Origin of the sequence: Sphingomonas spermidinifaciens, assembly GCF_002351485.1 — a bacterium.
Lineage (GTDB): Bacteria > Pseudomonadota > Alphaproteobacteria > Sphingomonadales > Sphingomonadaceae > Sphingomonas > Sphingomonas spermidinifaciens.
Genome location: NZ_NWMW01000001.1, coordinates 1,480,480 through 1,497,113, shown reverse-complemented (window position 1 = coordinate 1,497,113; position 16,634 = coordinate 1,480,480). Strand labels below are relative to the sequence as shown.

Annotated in this window: 16 protein-coding genes, 1 tRNA gene and 1 pseudogene; 7 read left to right on the top strand and 11 right to left on the bottom strand. The window is 69.2% G+C overall.

Annotation, left to right across the window (positions count from 1 at the left end; genetic code table 11):
* Positions 1–16 precede the first annotated feature (16 nt).
* A complete protein-coding gene (locus COC42_RS07155) occupies positions 17–700 on the top strand; it encodes an HAD family hydrolase (protein ID WP_245843909.1) in 684 nt (227 codons plus the stop codon).
* 161 nt (positions 701–861) lie between these two features.
* Here the strand turns inward: COC42_RS07155 and COC42_RS07150 are convergent, their stop codons facing one another.
* The 3 genes from COC42_RS07150 to COC42_RS07140 form a co-directional block, all read right to left on the bottom strand.
* Positions 862–2,073, bottom strand: coding sequence for a DUF445 domain-containing protein (locus COC42_RS07150; RefSeq protein WP_096343163.1), 1,212 nt, complete (start codon positions 2,071–2,073; stop codon positions 862–864).
* A gap of 227 nt (positions 2,074–2,300) precedes the next feature.
* The gene (locus COC42_RS07145) at positions 2,301–5,507 is read right to left on the bottom strand and encodes an efflux RND transporter permease subunit (protein WP_096342469.1); all 3,207 of its coding nucleotides are present in this window, start codon (positions 5,505–5,507) and stop codon (positions 2,301–2,303) included.
* A gap of 22 nt (positions 5,508–5,529) precedes the next feature.
* Positions 5,530–6,720, bottom strand: coding sequence for an efflux RND transporter periplasmic adaptor subunit (locus tag COC42_RS07140; protein WP_096342468.1), 1,191 nt, complete (start codon positions 6,718–6,720; stop codon positions 5,530–5,532).
* A gap of 248 nt (positions 6,721–6,968) precedes the next feature.
* Between COC42_RS07140 and COC42_RS07135 the strand changes: the two genes are divergently transcribed.
* Positions 6,969–7,679: an SIMPL domain-containing protein gene (locus COC42_RS07135; protein WP_425442822.1), complete on the top strand. Its 711-nt coding sequence runs from the start codon at positions 6,969–6,971 to the stop codon at positions 7,677–7,679.
* Between the two features lie 115 nt (positions 7,680–7,794).
* On the opposite strand, the gene COC42_RS07130 is transcribed toward COC42_RS07135, so the two are convergent.
* The 3 genes from COC42_RS07130 to COC42_RS07120 form a co-directional block, all read right to left on the bottom strand.
* A complete protein-coding gene (locus COC42_RS07130) occupies positions 7,795–8,046 on the bottom strand; it encodes a GlsB/YeaQ/YmgE family stress response membrane protein (protein WP_096342466.1) in 252 nt (83 codons plus the stop codon).
* Positions 8,047–8,249: 203 nt separating this feature from the next.
* A complete protein-coding gene (sciP, locus tag COC42_RS07125) occupies positions 8,250–8,549 on the bottom strand; it encodes a CtrA inhibitor SciP (RefSeq protein ID WP_096342465.1) in 300 nt (99 codons plus the stop codon).
* 99 nt (positions 8,550–8,648) lie between these two features.
* Positions 8,649–8,861 (bottom strand): hypothetical protein, encoded by a 213-nt coding sequence (locus COC42_RS07120; RefSeq protein ID WP_096342464.1) that lies wholly within the window; start codon positions 8,859–8,861, stop codon positions 8,649–8,651.
* A 119-nt stretch (positions 8,862–8,980) separates the two neighbouring features.
* On the opposite strand from COC42_RS07120, the gene mnmA reads away from it, so the two are divergent.
* Positions 8,981–10,096: a tRNA 2-thiouridine(34) synthase MnmA gene (mnmA, locus tag COC42_RS07115; RefSeq protein ID WP_176484625.1), complete on the top strand. Its 1,116-nt coding sequence runs from the start codon at positions 8,981–8,983 to the stop codon at positions 10,094–10,096.
* Positions 10,097–10,306: 210 nt separating this feature from the next.
* Here mnmA and COC42_RS07105 read toward each other — a convergent pair whose 3' ends face one another.
* The gene (locus COC42_RS07105) at positions 10,307–10,975 is read right to left on the bottom strand and encodes an RlmE family RNA methyltransferase (protein WP_096342463.1); all 669 of its coding nucleotides are present in this window, start codon (positions 10,973–10,975) and stop codon (positions 10,307–10,309) included.
* A complete protein-coding gene (locus COC42_RS07100; RefSeq protein ID WP_096342462.1) occupies positions 10,972–12,018 on the bottom strand; it encodes a Ppx/GppA phosphatase family protein in 1,047 nt (348 codons plus the stop codon). The genes COC42_RS07105 and COC42_RS07100 overlap by 4 nt, the downstream gene beginning before the upstream one ends.
* 154 nt (positions 12,019–12,172) lie before the next feature.
* On the opposite strand from COC42_RS07100, the gene COC42_RS07095 reads away from it, so the two are divergent.
* A tRNA-Gln gene (locus tag COC42_RS07095) sits at positions 12,173–12,246 on the top strand.
* A gap of 95 nt (positions 12,247–12,341) precedes the next feature.
* On the opposite strand, the pseudogene COC42_RS07090 reads toward COC42_RS07095, so the two are convergent.
* Together COC42_RS07090 and COC42_RS07085 are read right to left on the bottom strand one after the other, a co-directional pair.
* Positions 12,342–12,583: pseudogene (locus COC42_RS07090) on the bottom strand (integrase core domain-containing protein); the annotation flags it as partial.
* Positions 12,584–12,737: 154 nt separating this feature from the next.
* Entirely contained in the window at positions 12,738–14,084 is a 1,347-nt protein-coding gene (locus COC42_RS07085) for a metal-dependent hydrolase family protein (RefSeq protein ID WP_096342460.1), read from the bottom strand.
* An 87-nt stretch (positions 14,085–14,171) separates the two neighbouring features.
* On the opposite strand from COC42_RS07085, the gene COC42_RS07080 reads away from it, so the two are divergent.
* The 3 genes from COC42_RS07080 to COC42_RS07070 are packed head-to-tail and all read left to right on the top strand — an operon-like array spanning position 14,172 to position 16,193.
* On the top strand, positions 14,172–14,396 hold the full coding sequence (locus tag COC42_RS07080; RefSeq protein ID WP_096343161.1) for a DUF1272 domain-containing protein: 225 nt from the start codon (positions 14,172–14,174) through the stop codon (positions 14,394–14,396).
* Positions 14,393–15,586 (top strand): bifunctional hydroxymethylpyrimidine kinase/phosphomethylpyrimidine kinase, encoded by a 1,194-nt coding sequence (gene thiD / locus COC42_RS07075; protein ID WP_096342459.1) that lies wholly within the window; start codon positions 14,393–14,395, stop codon positions 15,584–15,586. The genes COC42_RS07080 and thiD overlap by 4 nt, the downstream gene beginning before the upstream one ends.
* On the top strand, positions 15,579–16,193 hold the full coding sequence (locus COC42_RS07070; protein ID WP_096342458.1) for a ribonuclease HII: 615 nt from the start codon (positions 15,579–15,581) through the stop codon (positions 16,191–16,193). The genes thiD and COC42_RS07070 overlap by 8 nt, the downstream gene beginning before the upstream one ends.
* Positions 16,194–16,235: 42 nt before the next feature.
* Here COC42_RS07070 and COC42_RS07065 read toward each other — a convergent pair whose 3' ends face one another.
* Positions 16,236–16,634, bottom strand: coding sequence for a flagellar export chaperone FliS (locus COC42_RS07065; RefSeq protein ID WP_096342457.1), 399 nt, complete (start codon positions 16,632–16,634; stop codon positions 16,236–16,238).

Sequence of the window (16,634 nt, the reverse complement as noted above, 5' to 3'; positions counted from 1 at the left end):
CAAGCGCGCAGCCGACATGAGGGCTGCCATGGTCCGCATCGCCATCTACGACATGGACAAGACAATCACCCGCGCGCCGACCTGGACGCGGTTCCTGGTCGCGGGCGCGCGGGCGCGCGCGCCGTGGCGGCTCGCCCTGCTGCCGTTGGCGGGGTTGATCGCACTGGGGCATCCGCTGCGCCTTCTCGACCGGGCGCGGCTGAAGCGGGTGACGCAGCGACTGATGCTGGGCAGCCGGCTGAGTGCGGGCGAGGTCGCCGCGCTCGTCGAGGCGTTTGCCGAGACGATCGATGCCGACGCTGTGATGGCTGAGGCGCGGGCGCGGATCGCCGCCGATCGCGCCGCGGGGTACCGGCTGGTGCTCGCGACCGCTTCCTATCGCTATTATGCCGAGGCGATCGCACGGCGGCTGGGGTTCGAGGCGGTGGTCGCGACCGATGTCCGGCGCGACGAGGGCGGCGACGTGCTGAGCGGCGTCGCCGGCGAGAATTGCTACGGCCCCGCCAAGCGCCGGATGGTCGAGGCATGGTTGGCCGGCGAGGGGATCTACCGGGCGGGCGCCCATATCCGCTTCTATAGTGACCATGTCAGCGACGCGCCCATGCTCGAGGCGGCCGACGAGCCCTTCGTGGTCAACCCGCATCCGCCGCTCCGCCGCCTTGCGGCCGAGCGCGGCTGGCCGGTGCTCGACTGGACCTGACCCCCCTTGCGGCGGCTTTCCGGGTGGTGGCAATCCCGGGTTCGCGCAGAAGCGCAGAGGCCGTGGGCGATCGATGCACGCGGGCGCTCGTCACCGGATGCCATGGGCGCTTTGCGGGCAAGTCCGCGCGCGCTCTGCGTCTCCGCGGGACAGAAACCGGATCATAGCGCTGCCTCGATCGCATGGAGGAGGACGCCGACGGAACCGCCAACCAGCGTGCCGTTGATGCGGATGTACTGAAGGTCGCGGCCGACGGCGTTCTCGAGCCGCAGCGTGATCGTCGCCGCGTCCCATCCGCGGATCGTGTCGCTGACCAGCCGGACGATCGCGTCGCCATAGTCCGATGCCGCTCCCACGGCGGCGCGGCGGGCGAAGCGGTTGATCGTGCGGCCGAGCAGCGGATCCTCCTGCAGCGTCGTACCCAGCTGCGCCATCGCCTCGCCAAGCCGGCCGCCCAGCAGCGCGTCGGGATCGCGCACCGCGCGCAGCATCGCGCCGCGCATCCGCTCCCACATTCCCTGCCACCAATCGGCGAGCGCCGGATTGTCGAGCAACTCGTCCTTGAACGCGGCAACCTTCGCCTGCGTGTCGGGATCGTGCTGGAGATCATGCGCGAGGCGCGCGAGCCCCTCCTCGGCCTTGGCGCGAAGGGGATGGGCGGGGTCATCGGCCATGTCGCGAATAAGCTTGTCGAGGCCGTCGATGATCTTGCTCGACAGCGTCTCGTCGAGGCCCGTCCAGCGCATGATCGCGCCCGAGCGTTCGTGCACCATCGCGCGGACCAGATGTTCGTTGGCCTCGAGCACCTTGGCCGCCCAGCGGATGATGCCGTCGAGCAGCGGCACGTGGCGACCGTCGGCGATGGCTGCCTCCAGCGCCTGGCCGACCAGCGGCGCGACGTCGAGGCGGCGAAGCTGCCCCGACAAGGCTCCCCGCACCATCCCGCCCAGCCGCTCGGGATCGAGCGATTCGAGTATGTCGGCGGCCAGCCGCGACGCGCCGTAACGCAGCCGCGTCGCCGAGGCGGCGCCTGACGGTTCGGCCAGCCAGCGGCCGAGCGCGCCGGCGATGTCGATCGCATGCATCCGCCGCGCGACCACCGAGGGGGTAAGGAAATGGGTGCGCAGGAAGACCGCGAGCGTGTCGCCGATCCGGTCCTTGTTGCGCGGGATGATCGCGGTATGCGGGATGGGCAGGCCGAGCGGGTGGCGGAACAGCGCGGTGACCGCGAACCAGTCGGCCAGGCCGCCGACCATCGCCGCCTCGGCAAAGGCCTGGACATAGCCCCAGGCCGGGTGGACCCCGGTCTGAGTGCGCGCGAACAAGAATAGCGCCGCCATCGCCAGCAACAGGCCGGTGGCGACACGCCGCATGCGTTTGAGCGCAATCGGGGCGGCGTCGCCTGCCCCGGAGACGCGCTGCGGACGATTCATATCGTCAACAATTCGCGAGGCGGGGGAAGGTTCAAGTGGAGCAGCGTTCGAGCGCCCCTCGCACCATCTGCGCCCCTCGGTGCGATCGCGAAAGCGGGAGCGCAGAGCCAAGCAGCGCAGCGCCTCCGCTCCTCGCCTCCCGCTCTCGCGGGCGCACAAGCATTGCTCTACTCCGCCGGCTGCGACCCTGCATCGGGGCCATAGCCGATCCGACCACCCGGCTGATGGTCGATGACGTGCGGGCCGTCGCCATGGTCGTCCCCGGGGCGATAGGTGAGCAGTCGACGCGACAGGCGCGGACCGATCCATCGCTCGACTGCGATCGACAAGCTGAAGGTGGCGGGCACGATCAGCAGCGTCAGGATCGTCGAGAGCGTGAGCCCGCCGATGACGGTGATGCCCATCGGCGCGCGCCACGATCCGTCGCCCGAGATCGACAGCGCGGTCGGGACCATGCCCGCGACCATCGCCACCGTCGTCATCACGATCGGCTGCGCACGCTTGTGCCCGGCGTCGATGATCGCGGTCATTTTGTCGACGCCCTTGCCCATCTCCTCGAGCGCGAAGTCGATCAGCAGGATCGAGTTCTTGGCGACGATGCCGAGCAGCATGAGGAGACCGATATAGACCGGCATCGAGATCGGCTGACCCGTGACCCAGAGCGCAAGCAGCCCACCCAACGGCGCGAGCAGCAGCGAGCCCATGTTCACGAAGGGCGGCATCACCCGCTTGTAGAGCAGCACCAGCACCGCGAGGACAAGCAGGATGCCAGAGACGACCGCGATAATGAAGTTGGCGATCATCTCGTTCTGGAACTTGCTCTGACCCAGTGTCAGCCGGTTCACGCCGATCGGCAGGTTCTTCATCGTCGGCAGTGCATCGATCTGCTTCATCGCGGTGCCGCTGACAACGCCGGGGGCCAAGTCGGCGCCGATGTTGAGGCGGCGCTGCTGATTGACGCGGTCAATGCGCGTGGGGCCGGCGCCAAAGCCAATATCGGCGACCACCGACAGCGGCACCGATCCGCCGGTCTGCGTCGTGACGGGCAGATTCTGGATCGTCGACAGCCGCTCGCGCGCATTCTCGTCGAGCGCGACGCGGATCGGGATCTGGCGGTCGTTGAGGCTGAAACGCGCGCTGTTCTGATCGATGTCACCGAGCGTCGCGATGCGGATCGCGCTCGACAGCGCCGCGGTGGTCACCCCCATGCTGGCGGCCAGGTCCATGCGCGGGCGGATGACGATCTCCGGCCGCTGCAGGTCGCCCTGCACGCGCGGCGCGACGACGCTGGGGAGGCGGCTCATCTCCTCCATGATCTTGTTGGCGGTCTGTTGCAGGAGGACGGGGTCCTCGCCGCCAAGCGTGATCGTCAGGTCGCGGCCCGAGCCGCCCCATCCGCCCTGCGCGCGGAAGTTGACGCGCGCGTCGGGGATCGCCGCGAGCACCGGGGCGAGCCGCCGCTCGAACTCGTTGCTCTTCTCCTTGCGGCCGTCGGCGAGCATCGCGGTGACGCGGCCGTTGCCGACGAAGCTGCGCGCATAGGTGTCGGTGACGATGTCCTCACGCGCCAGGATCTGCTGGACCTGCTGAACGACGGCGTCGGTCTGGGCGAGCGTGGTGCCGGGCACCATCTCGACCAGCGCTGTCACATCGTCGGCGTCCTGTGTCGGCTGGAAGGTCTGCGGCAGGACGGCGAACATGACCAGCGTCAGCGCCAGCGCCCCCGCGCCCGCGCCGACCACCCAGACGCGATGATCGAAGATCGGTGCGACGAGCTTGCGCCACCAGCCGCCCTTCGCCGCGAACGCCTTGGCCCGCTCGTGGCGCAGCGACCAGCGGAGCACGCCGACATAGGCGTCCATGACCGGCCCCTCGCCATGCTCGGCATGGCCCTTGGCCTTGAGGAAATAGGCGGCGATCATCGGCGTGATGAGACGCGCGACGGCAAGGCTGACGAGCACCGCGGCGACGACGGTCAGGCCGAAATTCTTGAAATACTGGCCTGAAATGCCGGGCATCAGGCCCACGGGCAGGAACACCGCGACGATCGCCATCGTCGTCGCCAGCACCGCCAGGCCGATCTCGTCGGCGGCGTCGATCGAGGCCTGATAGGCCGACTTGCCCATCCGCATGTGGCGGACGATGTTCTCGATCTCGACGATCGCGTCATCGACCAGCACGCCCGCGACGAGGCTCAAGGCCAGCAGCGTCATCTGGTTGAGCGTGAAGCCGAGCATGTCCATGAACCAGAAGGCCGGGATCGCCGACAGCGGAATGGCGAGCGCCGAGATCGCGGTCGCGCGCCAGTCGCGCAGGAAGAAGAACACGACGATGACGGCGAGCACGGCGCCCTCGACCATCGCCATCAGCGCGCTGTGATACTGGTCCTCGACATATTTGACGTTGTTGAACAACTTCTCGAAACGGACCTTGGGATTGCGCTCCTGCAGCTTCTTCAGCTTCTCGACCGCGCCATAATAGACGTTAACGTCGGAGGCGCCCTTGGCGCGCTTGATGTCGAAGGCGACGATCTGGCGCTTGTTGTATTCGGCCTTCGAGCGGACCTCTGCATTGCCGTCGATCACGCGGGCGATGTCGGCGAGGCGCACGGTGCGGCCGTCGCCGACGGCAATTTGCTGTTGACCGAGGCTGAAGGCGGTTTCGGCATTGCCGAGCACGCGCACCGCCTGCTCCGACCCGGCGATCTCGGCGCGGCCGCCCGCAGCGTTGAGGTTGACCTGGCGCAACTGGTTGTTGACCTGCGTCGCGGTCATGCCCATCGCCTGGAGCTTGACGGGGTCGAGGATGACGCGGATCTCGCGATCGACGCCGCCGATGCGCTCGACGGTCGACAGGCCGGGGACCGACAGCAATTCCTTCGCGACGGTGTTGTCGACGTACCAGGAAAGCTGCTCGATCGTCATGTCAGGCGCGATCGCGGTGAAGCTGGCGAGGTCGTTGTCGGTCGTGTTGGCGCGGTAGATTTGCGGCTCGAGGATGCCGTCGGGCAGCTCGCTCCTGATCTGGGTGATCGCCTCGCGCACGTCCTGCACCGCGCGGTCGATCGGCGTGCCGATGGCGAGCTGGACGACAGTGGTCGAGGAGCCTTCCTGCACGTTCGACGAAATCTCGTCGATGCCCTGGAGCGAACGGACAGCAGATTCGACGCGCTGCGTCACCTGAGTCTCGAGCTCGGTGGGGGCGGCGCCCGGCTGGCTGACGACGACGATCGCGACGGGAAACTCGACGTCGGGCTCGTTGTTGACGTCCATGCGCATGAAGCTGACGAGGCCGGCAAGCGTGAGCGCGACGAACAGCACCAGCGACGGCACCGGATTGCGGATCGACCAGGCCGAGATGTTGCGGAAGTTCATCGCCCGTTTGTCCTTCCCTGCCTCAGCGCTCGATCTTGACGAGCGTTGGCTTCACCTTCTGCCCCGGCGCGAGGAACCCGCCCGCCGAGAGGACGACGCGCTCGGTCCCGTCGAGGCCGCTCGCGATCGATACGCCGCCGTCGGACACCTCGCCGATGCGCACCGCGCGCCGCTGCACCTGGTCCTTGGCATCGACGACATACACGAAATTGCCCTGGCCGTCGCTGAGCACCGCCGATTCGGGAAGCTGCGGCGCGACTGCGGCGCCCGCGACGATCTGTGCGCTGGCGAAGCCGCCGGGGCGCAGGCTTTCCGAATAGGGAAGGGCGATGCGGGCGATGCCCTGGCGCGACTGCGGGTCGATGACGGGCGACACCTGCCACACCTCGCCCTTGACCGCGGTGGTCGAGCCGACGGGCGTCACCTCCGCGGGCGCGCCGGTGCGGACGCGGGCAAGGTCGCTTTCGGCGAGCTGCGCGCGCATTTCCATCTGGCCATTCATGGCGATGCGGAAGAGGACGGCCTGGCCGGCGCCGACGATCTGCCCCGGCTCGACCGCGCGGGTGAGGACGAGGCCGTCGGCGGGCGCGCGAATGTCGAGGCGCCGGTTGCGCGCGCGCGTCTCGCCCAGCGTCGCCTCTGCAACTGCGACGCGGGCGCGGGCGGCGTCGCGCGTCGCGGTGCGACGCTCCACATCGGCCTTCGAGATGAAGCCGCGATCGACGAGCTGCTGCGCGCGGCGAAGCTCCGACTCGGCGATCTCGGCATCGGCGCGCGCGACGCGGACCTGCGCAGCGAGCGACTCGGCGGTCTGCGCCTGGACCGAGCGATCGACGGTCGCCAGCACCTGGCCCGCGCGCACCCAGCTGCCCGGCTCGACGAGGACGCGGGTGACGAGGCCGCCTTCGCCGACGACGCCGATCGGCATCTCGCGACGCGCGGCGAGGCTGCCGGTGCCGGAGATGATCGTACGCACGGTGTCACGGCCGGGCACAGCGACGCTGATCGACGGCACCTGCGTCGCGCGGGCACCCTCGCCCTTCAGCGGATCGACCTCGGCCGGCTTGGGGCGCAGCAGATACCAGGCGAGAAGCGCGCCGAGCAGCACGACGACACCCGCGATCACCCAGCGCCGCCGGCGCGAAGGCGGGGGCGGCGTCCCATCGGTCAGAAGGCGGCCATCGGCGTCGATCGTCGTCGTCTCGTAGTTCATCCTGCACCCTTTACCGCCCGTCACCCCCCAGTTGGCGCAGGCCCATCGCTCGTTCGCTCAAGCTGTATTATCGGAATAAATCACCGACCTCAAGCCGGGTTCAGCAGCGGCATGCGCGATTCGGGCGCTTCACGCAAGGATTCGCGGTCGAAACCAGCCATTTCCGGGCAGTTTCGTTCAGCCGGGGTTGGGGTAACAGGTGCGAAACGGACGGAGCCCAACCGGGTCGAAAGGACGACGAAGCGATGATGAGGATGATGACGGCGACGCTGGTCGCGACCGCCGCCCTGCCTTCGATGGCTGTCGCACAGCAACCACAGCCGCCGGTGCTGACCGACGGCACCCTGCTCGACGTGGTGGCGGAGGGGCGCAGCGTGCGCACGCCCGACCTCGCGACGATCGACGCGGGCGTGGTGACGCAGGGGGCGGGCGCGGCAGAGGCGCTGTCGGCGAACGCGGCGCGAATGGATCGCGTGCTCGCGGCGCTCAAGCGCGCCGGTGTTGCCGACCGCGACGTCCGCACCGCGACGATCAGCCTCCAGCCGCAATATCGTTATGGCGAGAACGTGCCGCCGGTCATCACCGGCTATCAGGCGTCGAACCGCGTTACCGTCCGCTTCCGCGAGGTCGCGCAGAGCGGCGCGATCCTCGATGCGCTGGTCAAGGAAGGCGCCAACCAGATCGACGGGCCGACGCTCGGCCTCGCCAATGCCGACGCGGCGCTTGACGAGGCGCGGATGGACGCGATCGCACGGGCACGGGCGCGGGCCGAACTCTATGCGAAGGCGGCGGGGCTGCGGGTCGAGCGGATCGTCTCGATCGGGGAAGGGGGTGCTGCGGATGTCAAGCCGATGCCGGTTGCCATGATGGCCCGGATGGACGCGGCCCCGGCGACGAAGATCGCCGCGGGCGAGCAGGACGTGACCGCCACCGTAAATGTGCGCTTCCTGCTGAAGTAGGACGGGCGAGGCGTCGCCATCCGCACCGTTACCGCCGGTCAGCGCCGGTGAACGGGACACGAAAAAGGCCGCCGGATCGAACCGGCGGCCTCTTTTCTGCCGTGAGGCGCTGTCCTTAGCGGACGCGACCGCGGCGAACGAGGTTGACGATCGCCAGCAGGATGATCGCACCGACCAGCGAGCTGATGAAGGTGTAGAGCGTCACGCCGGCGTTGATCGAGCCGCCGAACAGCAGGCCGCCGATGAACGCGCCGACAATGCCGACTATGATGTTGAGCAGGATACCCTGCTGCGCGTCGGTGCGCATGACCATGCTGGCGAGCCAGCCCACGACGCCGCCGACGACCAGCCAAATGATGAGACCCACAAGATCCATGTTCCGTCCCTCCGTTACAGCCCGCTCACGCCCGGGCTTCTGAAGAGACACGACTCGTTACGGAGGCAAATGTTCCGAAACACATTTGTTTGCTGTCAAGGGAACTTTTCGGACCCTCTGCGACGAACGGCCAAGAAAAAGGGCGACCCGCCGTGACGGGCCGCCCCAGGTGCGTCGGCTGTTCCGGGCCGAGTTCAGTATCGCTGCTGGCGCTCGTAGAGCGACCGGTAATGCTGGATGCGGGTGACGCGCAGGCCTGGCATGCCCGATCGGTCGATCGCGCGCTGCCAGCCGGCGAACTCCTCGACCGTCAACCCATAGCGCTCGCACACCTCGTCGACCGACAACAGGCCACCGTTGACCGCGGCCACGACTTCGGCCTTGCGACGCACGACCCAGCGCGTTGTGTTGGGCGGGGGCAGCGAGTCGAGCGTCAGCGGCTCGCCCAGTGGCCCGATCACCTTTGCCGGCCTGATTTTCTGGTTCTCGATCATCACTCTACCTCGATCGGGGCGGGGGCCCCCTCTCTTACGCAACCGAAACTACATCCGTCCGTTTGAAGAACGGCTAAAATCCCAAGGTAAACATCGCCTTCATCCATGCCCCATCGACCGCAGCATCAGGGCGGTCTGGCGCTCGAACGCCCCGAAACCGCGACCGGTGGTGCCGACCGACGAAAGGCGTGCAGCCAGTCGGGCCGTCGGCGTCGCCGCCTGCCGTCCCGCCGCCCCGGCTAGCAGCATCGCCAGCGACGCCAGCCCCGCGGGCGCGCCATTGCCAGGGGCAAAGCGTCCGCTCAGGTCCATCGTCAGGCGCCGTTACCAAGCTCACTCATTCCGACAGGCATAAGCGCGATTGCTGAAGGTCCCGTAAAAGCCAGCGCCTTTTTGCAACGCGCGCCGGCGGCGCCTATGTGATGCGCATCATGATCGTCCCCGATTTCCAGTTGCCCGCGCCGCTCGGCCGCAGGCGGATCGTCGTCGCCATGTCGGGCGGGGTCGACAGCTCGGTCGTGGCCGCGCTGGCTGCGCGGTCGGGAGCGGAGACGGTGGGCGTGACGCTCCAGCTCTACGATCATGGGGAGGCGGTGGGCCGCGCGGGCGCCTGCTGCGCCGGTCGCGACATCCGCGATGCGCGCGCGGTCTGCGACAGGCTGGGCATCGCGCATTACGTCTTCGACCATGAGACGAACTTTCGCACCCAGGTGATCGACGACTTCGCCGACGGATATCTCGCCGGGCGCACGCCGATCCCTTGCGTGAAGTGCAATATGGGGCCGAAGTTCACCGACCTGTTCGCGCTTGCACGCCAGCTCGGCGCGGACTGCCTCGCGACGGGCCATTATGTTCGTCGGGTCGAGGGGGCGAACGGCGCCGAGCTCCACCGCGCGGTCGATCCGGCGCGCGACCAAAGCTATTTTCTGTTCGCGACCACGCGCGATCAGCTCGACTTCCTGCGCTTCCCCTTGGGCGGGCTGCCCAAGGCCGAGGTACGCGCGCTCGCGGCCGAGCTCGGTCTTGGCGTCGCGGGCAAGCCCGACAGCCAGGACATCTGCTTCGTGCCCGACGGCGACTATGCCGGCCTGGTGCGCAAGCTGCGGCCGGAGGCGGGCGAGGGGGGCGAGATCGTCCATATCGACGGGCGCGTGCTGGGCACGCACCGGGGGCTGGTCGGCTATACCGTCGGCCAGCGCCGGGGGCTCGAGATCGGCGGGCTGGCCGAGCCGCTCTATGTCGTTCGCCTCGACGCGGCGACGAAGCGCGTGATCGTCGGCCCGCGCGCGGCGCTGGCGGTTGCGGCGGCGCGGATCGAGGGGCTGAACTGGCTGGGCGAGGGGGCGAGCGGTGAGGGCGTGACGGTCAAGGTCCGCTCGCTCGCCCGGCCGGTGCCCGCGCGGCTCGAGGGCGACCGGGTGGTGTTCGCATCGCCCGAGTACGGGGTCGCACCGGGCCAAGCGGCAGTGCTCTATTCGGGCGACCGCGTGCTCGGCGGCGGCTGGATCGCGGCGACCGAGGCGGTAGAGACGGTGGCGGCGGCCTGAGCTTAATTCGTCACCCCGCACTTGTTCCGGCGCGGCACTCGCGCGCGAAAAGCAGCTCAAACGGTGGCGGCGGGATTGGAAGCGCAACCTGATCGAGCGCGACAATCCGGCGTGGAACGATCTTGCGATCGGGCTCGGCTTGCCGCCACTAACGTCGGTGCCACTTGAGTCGGTGGGCCCCGGAACAAGTCGGCGTGACGAAAGGGGGCGTTATGCCCCCCGTCGTCCCTTGAACCCCGCGGCCACCACGAACCATTCCACCGATCCCTTGCGGCTCGACGGCGGCTTGGCGTGCTTCACGCTGGTGAAGTTGCGCTTCATCTCTGCGACCATCGAGCTGTCGCCACCGCCGGCGAACACCTTGGCGACCAAGGTGCCGCCCTCGCGCAGCACCTCGCAGGCGAAGAGATGCGCCGCCTCGACCAAGGCGGCGGTGCGCAGCGCATCGGTCTGAGGATGGCCGACGGTGTTGGCGGCCATGTCGGAAAGGACGAGATCGGCCTCGCCGCCCAGCTCCTCCTTCAGCCGGTCGGGCGCGGCGTCGGACAGGAAGTCCATCTGGAGGATCGTCACCCCCTCGATCGGGTCGACGGGGAGGAGGTCGATGCCGACCACGCTCGCCTGCGGCAGGCGGCGCTTGACCACCTGGCTCCACCCGCCGGGGGCAAGGCCGAGATCCACGACGCGCTTCGCGCCCTTCAGGAACGCGAACTTCTCGTCGAGTTCGATCAGCTTGTAGGCGGCGCGGCTGCGATATCCCTCGGCCTTGGCGCGCTTGACATAGGGGTCGTTGAGCTGGCGTTCGAGCCAGCGCGTCGACTGCGCCGTCCGGTTGCGTGCGGTCTTGACGCGGACGCGGCCGCCGGGACCGCGGCTCACGACGCGCTCGCCATCAGGCGACGCAGGATGCCCTCGCGGATGCCGCGGTCGGCGATGCCGAGGCGCTCGGCCGGCCAGAGGTCGAGGATCGCCTCGAGGATCGCACAGCCCGCGACCACCAGGTCGGCGCGCTCGCTGCCGATGCAAGGCACGCGCGAGCGTTCGGCAAGGTCGAGGCCCGCGAGGCGCAGGCTGACCGCGCGCATGGCCGCTGACGGCACGATCAGCCCGTCGATCGCCGATCGGTCATAGGCCGACAGTCCCAGATGCACGCTGGCGAGCGTCGTCACCGTGCCGCTGGTGCCGAGGAGGCGCGGCACCCCCCGCGGGTGCCCTACGCGCTCGGCGAAGGGCGCGAACGCGGCGGCGACTGCGGCCTTCATCCGTGCATAATGGTCGAGCAGCGGCTCGCCGGGGCGGGCGGCAACGCCCTCGGTCAACGACACGACACCCCAGGGCGCGCTGTGCCAGTCGAGCACGCGGGGCGCCGGCTCCGTATTGTCGACGAGGACGAGCTCGGTCGAGCCGCCGCCGATATCGAACACCATCGCCGGACCGTCGCCGGGCTCGAGCAGCGCGTGGCAGCCGAGCACCGCGAGGCGCGCTTCCTCCTCGGCCGAGATGATGTCGAGCATGATTCCCGTTTCTGAGCGGACGCGCGCGATGAACTCGGCCCCGTTGCTCGCGCGGCGGCACGCCTCGGTCGCGACCGAGCGGGCGAGGGTGACGTTGCGGCGCTTGAGCTTGTCGGCGCAGATCCGGAGCGCCGCGATCGTGCGCTCGATCGCGGCATCGGAAAGGCGCCCGCTGGCGGCGAGACCCTCGCCCAGCCGGACGATCCGCGAAAAGGCATCGATGACCGCAAAGCCGCCACCCTGCGGCCGCGCGATCAGCAGCCGGCAATTGTTGGTGCCAAGGTCGAGCGCGGCATAATGCCGCGCCTCGCCGCCATGATGACGACGCTTGCCGGGCGGGTCGGCCGATCGGGCAGGCGCCGGTCCGGGTCGGCGCCGCTTCGGCGACTGGGCGGAGTAATCCCCCATGCCGTATCTCGCTTTATGTTCTATCCGTCACGGCAAAGATCGCCGCCGGTGCTTGGGCATCAAGCTAACGCAGGGGCGACGTGGCTTCAAGGGCCGCGCGTTGGCGGCTTGACCGCCCCCGAACCGCGCCCTATGTGGCGCGCCTTGCCGACATTGCCCTGTCGTCTAATGGTAAGACTACGGACTCTGACTCCGTCAATCGTGGTTCGAATCCACGCGGGGCATCCATTTCGCGCATTGGTCGCTGGCCTCTCCAATAATGGTGTGGCCGAGGACCCGGGCCGCGCCGGTTGCGCCGGCAGCGGCTCGGCTGGGGACCAGCGTTTCGTCAGCAACTCACGGCGCACGCGCCAGTCCAAGCTCTCGACGTGGCCGTGTTCATCGGCCTGCCTGGCACGATGTAGTGCCACTCGACCTTCGCCTCGCCCGACCAGCTCAGCACGGCGTACGGGGTTAGCTCGCCGGCGTTATCGCTGACGAACATGCCCGGCCGACCGCGCTCGACGACCGGGCCGGTCCGTTCGGGCACGACCCGCCTGCCGTCGATCGAGGTGGTCACCACCGCCCCCCGCCTCGGCCTCCATCAGGAAGCCGACGGTCGGCGCTTTGCGAAAACTGGTTCCGCTTCGTTCGGGCCGTCGCTCTGAAGGGTCGGTCTCCAAGTCCGACTGGATGAAGAAACGGGGGGCACGTCGCTTCCCGGAACCCCGTTCTTGATCTCAATCCGCCGGGAACACCGCGTGCTGCCCGCCGAGCTTGTGCACCACCCCGCGCCGCATCACGAAAGGCACCTTCTGCAGCACCGTCACGTCGGCGACCGGGTCTCCCGCCACCGCGATGATGTCGGCGTCCTTGCCGACCTCGATCGAGCCGATGCGGTCGGCGCGGCCCAGGAGGGTCGCCGCCTCGATCGTCGCCACCCGGATCGCGCGCGCCGGGTCCATGCCGACCTGCGTCATATAGACGAACTCGAGCGCGTTGGTGCCGTGCGGGCCAACGCCCGAATCGGTGCCAAAGGCGATCTTCATGCCGCTGGCGAAGGCGCGGCGGTGGCTTTCCTTGACGACCTTCGCCACCTGTTCGGCCTTGGCGGCGCTGGCGGCGGGGCGCTCGCCCGCGCGGCCCTGGCGGATGACGCTCTCGAAGGCATGCATCGTGGGGACCAGATACACGCCCTTCTGCTTGAACAGCGCGATCGTCTCGTCGTCGATATAGCTGCCATGCTCGATCGAATCGACGCCGGCGCGAATGGCGGTGTCGATGCCCGACTTGCCGTGCGCGTGCGCGGTCGCCTTGCGGCCAAAGGCGTGGGCGGTGTCGACGATCGCCTTCATCTCGTCGAGCGTCATCTGCGCCTCGAGTCCGCCGGCGATGTTCGAGCCGACGCCGCCCGAGGCCGCGAACTTGATAACCTCAGCCCCGGTGAAGATCTGCTCGCGCGTCGCGCGGCGGCAGTCGTCGGGGCCGTTGCAGAGCTCGGGCGACTGCTCGCGTTCGACATGGGCGAGCTCGCGGCGGAGGCCATTGGCGTCGCCGTGCCCCGCCGTCACCGAGATCATCCGCCCGGCATTGACGATCGTCGGCCCGGCGATCTCGCCGCGCTCGATCCCGTCGCGCAGCGCCCGGATGCCGCGGGGCTCGCCGCCCAGATCGCGAACGGTGGTGAAGCCCGCGTCGAGCGTCCGCTTCGCCTGTCCCATCGCCACGACGAACTGGTCCTCAAGATCCCTGGTCGATCCCTCCAGCCGCTCCTGCAGCGGATAGCCCGACGAATAGAAATGGACGTGCATGTCGATGAGGCCGGGCAGGACGGTCTGGTCCTTGAGGTCGATCAGCGTCGCGCCGCCCTCGGGCGCGGCGAAGCCGTCGCGCACCTCGGCGATCTTGCCGTCGCGGACGACGATCGTCGAATTGCCCCGCGCGCGTTCCCCCGGCCGGGCGAGCAGCGCGCCGGCGTGGATGTAGCTCACCTTCGGCGCCGGCTTCGCCGCGGGGGCGGGCGCCTGCTGCGCAGCGACGGGCGCGGCACAGGCGAGCGCGGTGGCGGCAAGAAACGCAAAACGCATGGCAATTCCCCTTTGTCGTTCTTTGGCCGCACCAGACACCAACTCGACCCGCTTGCCAAGCACGCCGAGGAGCGCGATGGAGGCGCGATGCTGGAGATGCGGCCCGATTGCGAGCGCTGCGGCACCGACCTGCCGCCCCAGGCGCATGGCGCCTTCATCTGCTCATTCGAGTGTACCTTCTGCGCCGAATGCGCCGAGGCGCTCGACGAGAAATGCCCCAATTGCGGCGGCGAGCTCAGCGATCGCCCGACGCGCACCGGCGAGCGGCTGAAGCGCCATCCCGGCGCGACCGAGCGGCGACACCGCGGATGATTCCGCGCATCCTGATCGTCGCGGGCTCCGACAGCGGGGGCGGCGCGGGTATCCAGGCGGATATCAAGACCGCCTCGATGCTCGGCGCTCACGCGATGACGGCGATCACCGCGATCACCGCGCAGAACACGCTGGGCGTCGATGCCGTCCACCCGATCCCGACCGAGATGGTGCTGGCGCAGGTGGATTGCGTGCTGCGCGACATCGGCGTCGATGCGGTCAAGATCGGGATGATCGGTTCGGCGCGCACCGCCGCGGCGCTGGCCGAGCGGTTGGCTGAGCTGCCCGGCCTGCCGATCGTGTTCGATCCGGTGATGGTCGCGACGTCGGGCGCGAGCCTAGCCGACGAGGCGACGATCGCCGCGTTCGAACGACTGATGCGCGTCGCCACGGTGACGACCCCCAACCTGCCCGAGCTCAAGGCGCTGTCGGGGATGAGCATCCTCGACAAGGGGGCGCAGCGCGCGGCGGCGCAGAGCCTTGTCGCGCGGCGCGGCTGTGCGGTGCTGGTCAAGGGCGGGCATGCCAAGGGGCGCCAGGTCACCGATCGCCTGTTCCAGCCCGCGCGTGAGGGGGCAGCGCCCGAGGTCGAGTGGACCGACCCGCGCATCGACAGCGAGGCGACGCACGGCACCGGCTGCACGCTCTCGAGCGCAATCGCCTGCGAACTCGCCAAGGACTGGTCGCTGCCCGAGGCAGTCGCGCGCGCGCGCCGCTTCGTGCGAATCGCGATGCAGGATGCCGGCGGGCTGGGGCAGGGTCACGGGCCGATGGCGCAGCAGTCGGTGCGCCTCGACCTCAACCAGTCCCGCTGGTCGCCGATGCTCAACCATGTGACGCTGCCGACGCGAGATCTGTCCGCCAGCGAGCATTTCTGGCGGCTGCTCGGCCTTCGCCAGATCGTCCGTGCCGATGAACGCTATGCCCGGTTCGAGACCGAGGGCGGTGCGACGCTGAGCCTAGAGGCCGAGGAGGAACTGCCCGCGCCGGTGGTGTTCCTAGAATGCGGCGACCTCGACCTGACGGTCGCCTATCTCAAGGCGCAGGGCCTCGCCTTCACCCAGGAGCCGCGCGACGAGAATGGGGGCTGGCGCGAGGCGCGGCTGAGCGACCCGTCGGGCAACATCGTCTGCCTCTATCAGGCCGGCGAGATGCGGCGTTTCCCGCCGTGGCGGCTCGCCGATGCCTGACTTCGCGTTCGAGGCGCGCCATGCCGGCCCCGTCGCGGGCGTGGACGAGGCGGGGCGCGGGCCGCTGGCCGGGCCCGTCGTGGCGGCGGCAGTGATCCTCGATCCCGACTGCATCCCGCAGGGCCTCGACGACTCCAAGGTACTGACCGCGGCGCGCCGGGCAGACCTCCGCACCGCGATCCTCGGCTGCGCGCGGGTGGGTGTGGGCATCGCCAGTGTCGAGGAGATCGACGAGCTCAACATCCTCTGGGCGACGATGCTGGCGATGACCCGCGCGGTCGAGGCCTTGGGAATCGCACCGGTCATGGTGCTGGTCGATGGCAATCGCTGCCCCCGTTGGCACTGGCCTAGCGAGGCGGTGGTCGGCGGCGACGCGCGCTGCCTGTCCATCGCCGCCGCGTCGATTGTCGCCAAGGAGCATCGTGACGCGCTGATGCGCGAATATGACGCGGCCTGGCCGGGCTATGGCTGGTCGTCGAACAAGGGCTATGCCGCGCCCGAGCATCGCGATGCGCTCAGGCGGCTGGGACCGAGCCCGATCCACCGGCGAAGCTTCGCGCCGGTGCGCGAGGCGCAGATGGTGTTGGAGCTGGGAACGGCGGGGTGACTGATCGAGCCTTTCCCCCCGGAACGGGGAGAGGCCGGTCGCTCAGTGCCGGACCGCGGCCCAGGCGTCGGCGATTTCCTTGAGGTCGCGGGCCGTCGCCCGGAAGGGCGTCGGATCGCTGCCGATGCTCGCCTCAACCACCTGCGCGCGCAGACCGCGATAGAGCGTCGCCAGCGTGCGCGACACCTCGCCGCCCTTTTCGTGATCCAGCCCGTTCTCGAGCGCGAACAGGATCGCCGTCGCGCGCGTCACCCGCTCGCTCTTTAGCCGATAGTCGCCCTGTTCGGTCGCCCACGCCGCGCCCGCCAGCGCGCGGATCGCCTCGACGTAAAGGAGATCGACCAGTGCGTGCGCGTCGGCGCCCCCCGTCCGGCTGGCGAGGTCGATCTGGCGATAGGTGGCAGCCGGGTCGCCGGCCAGAGCGGTGGCGTAGCGGGGCAT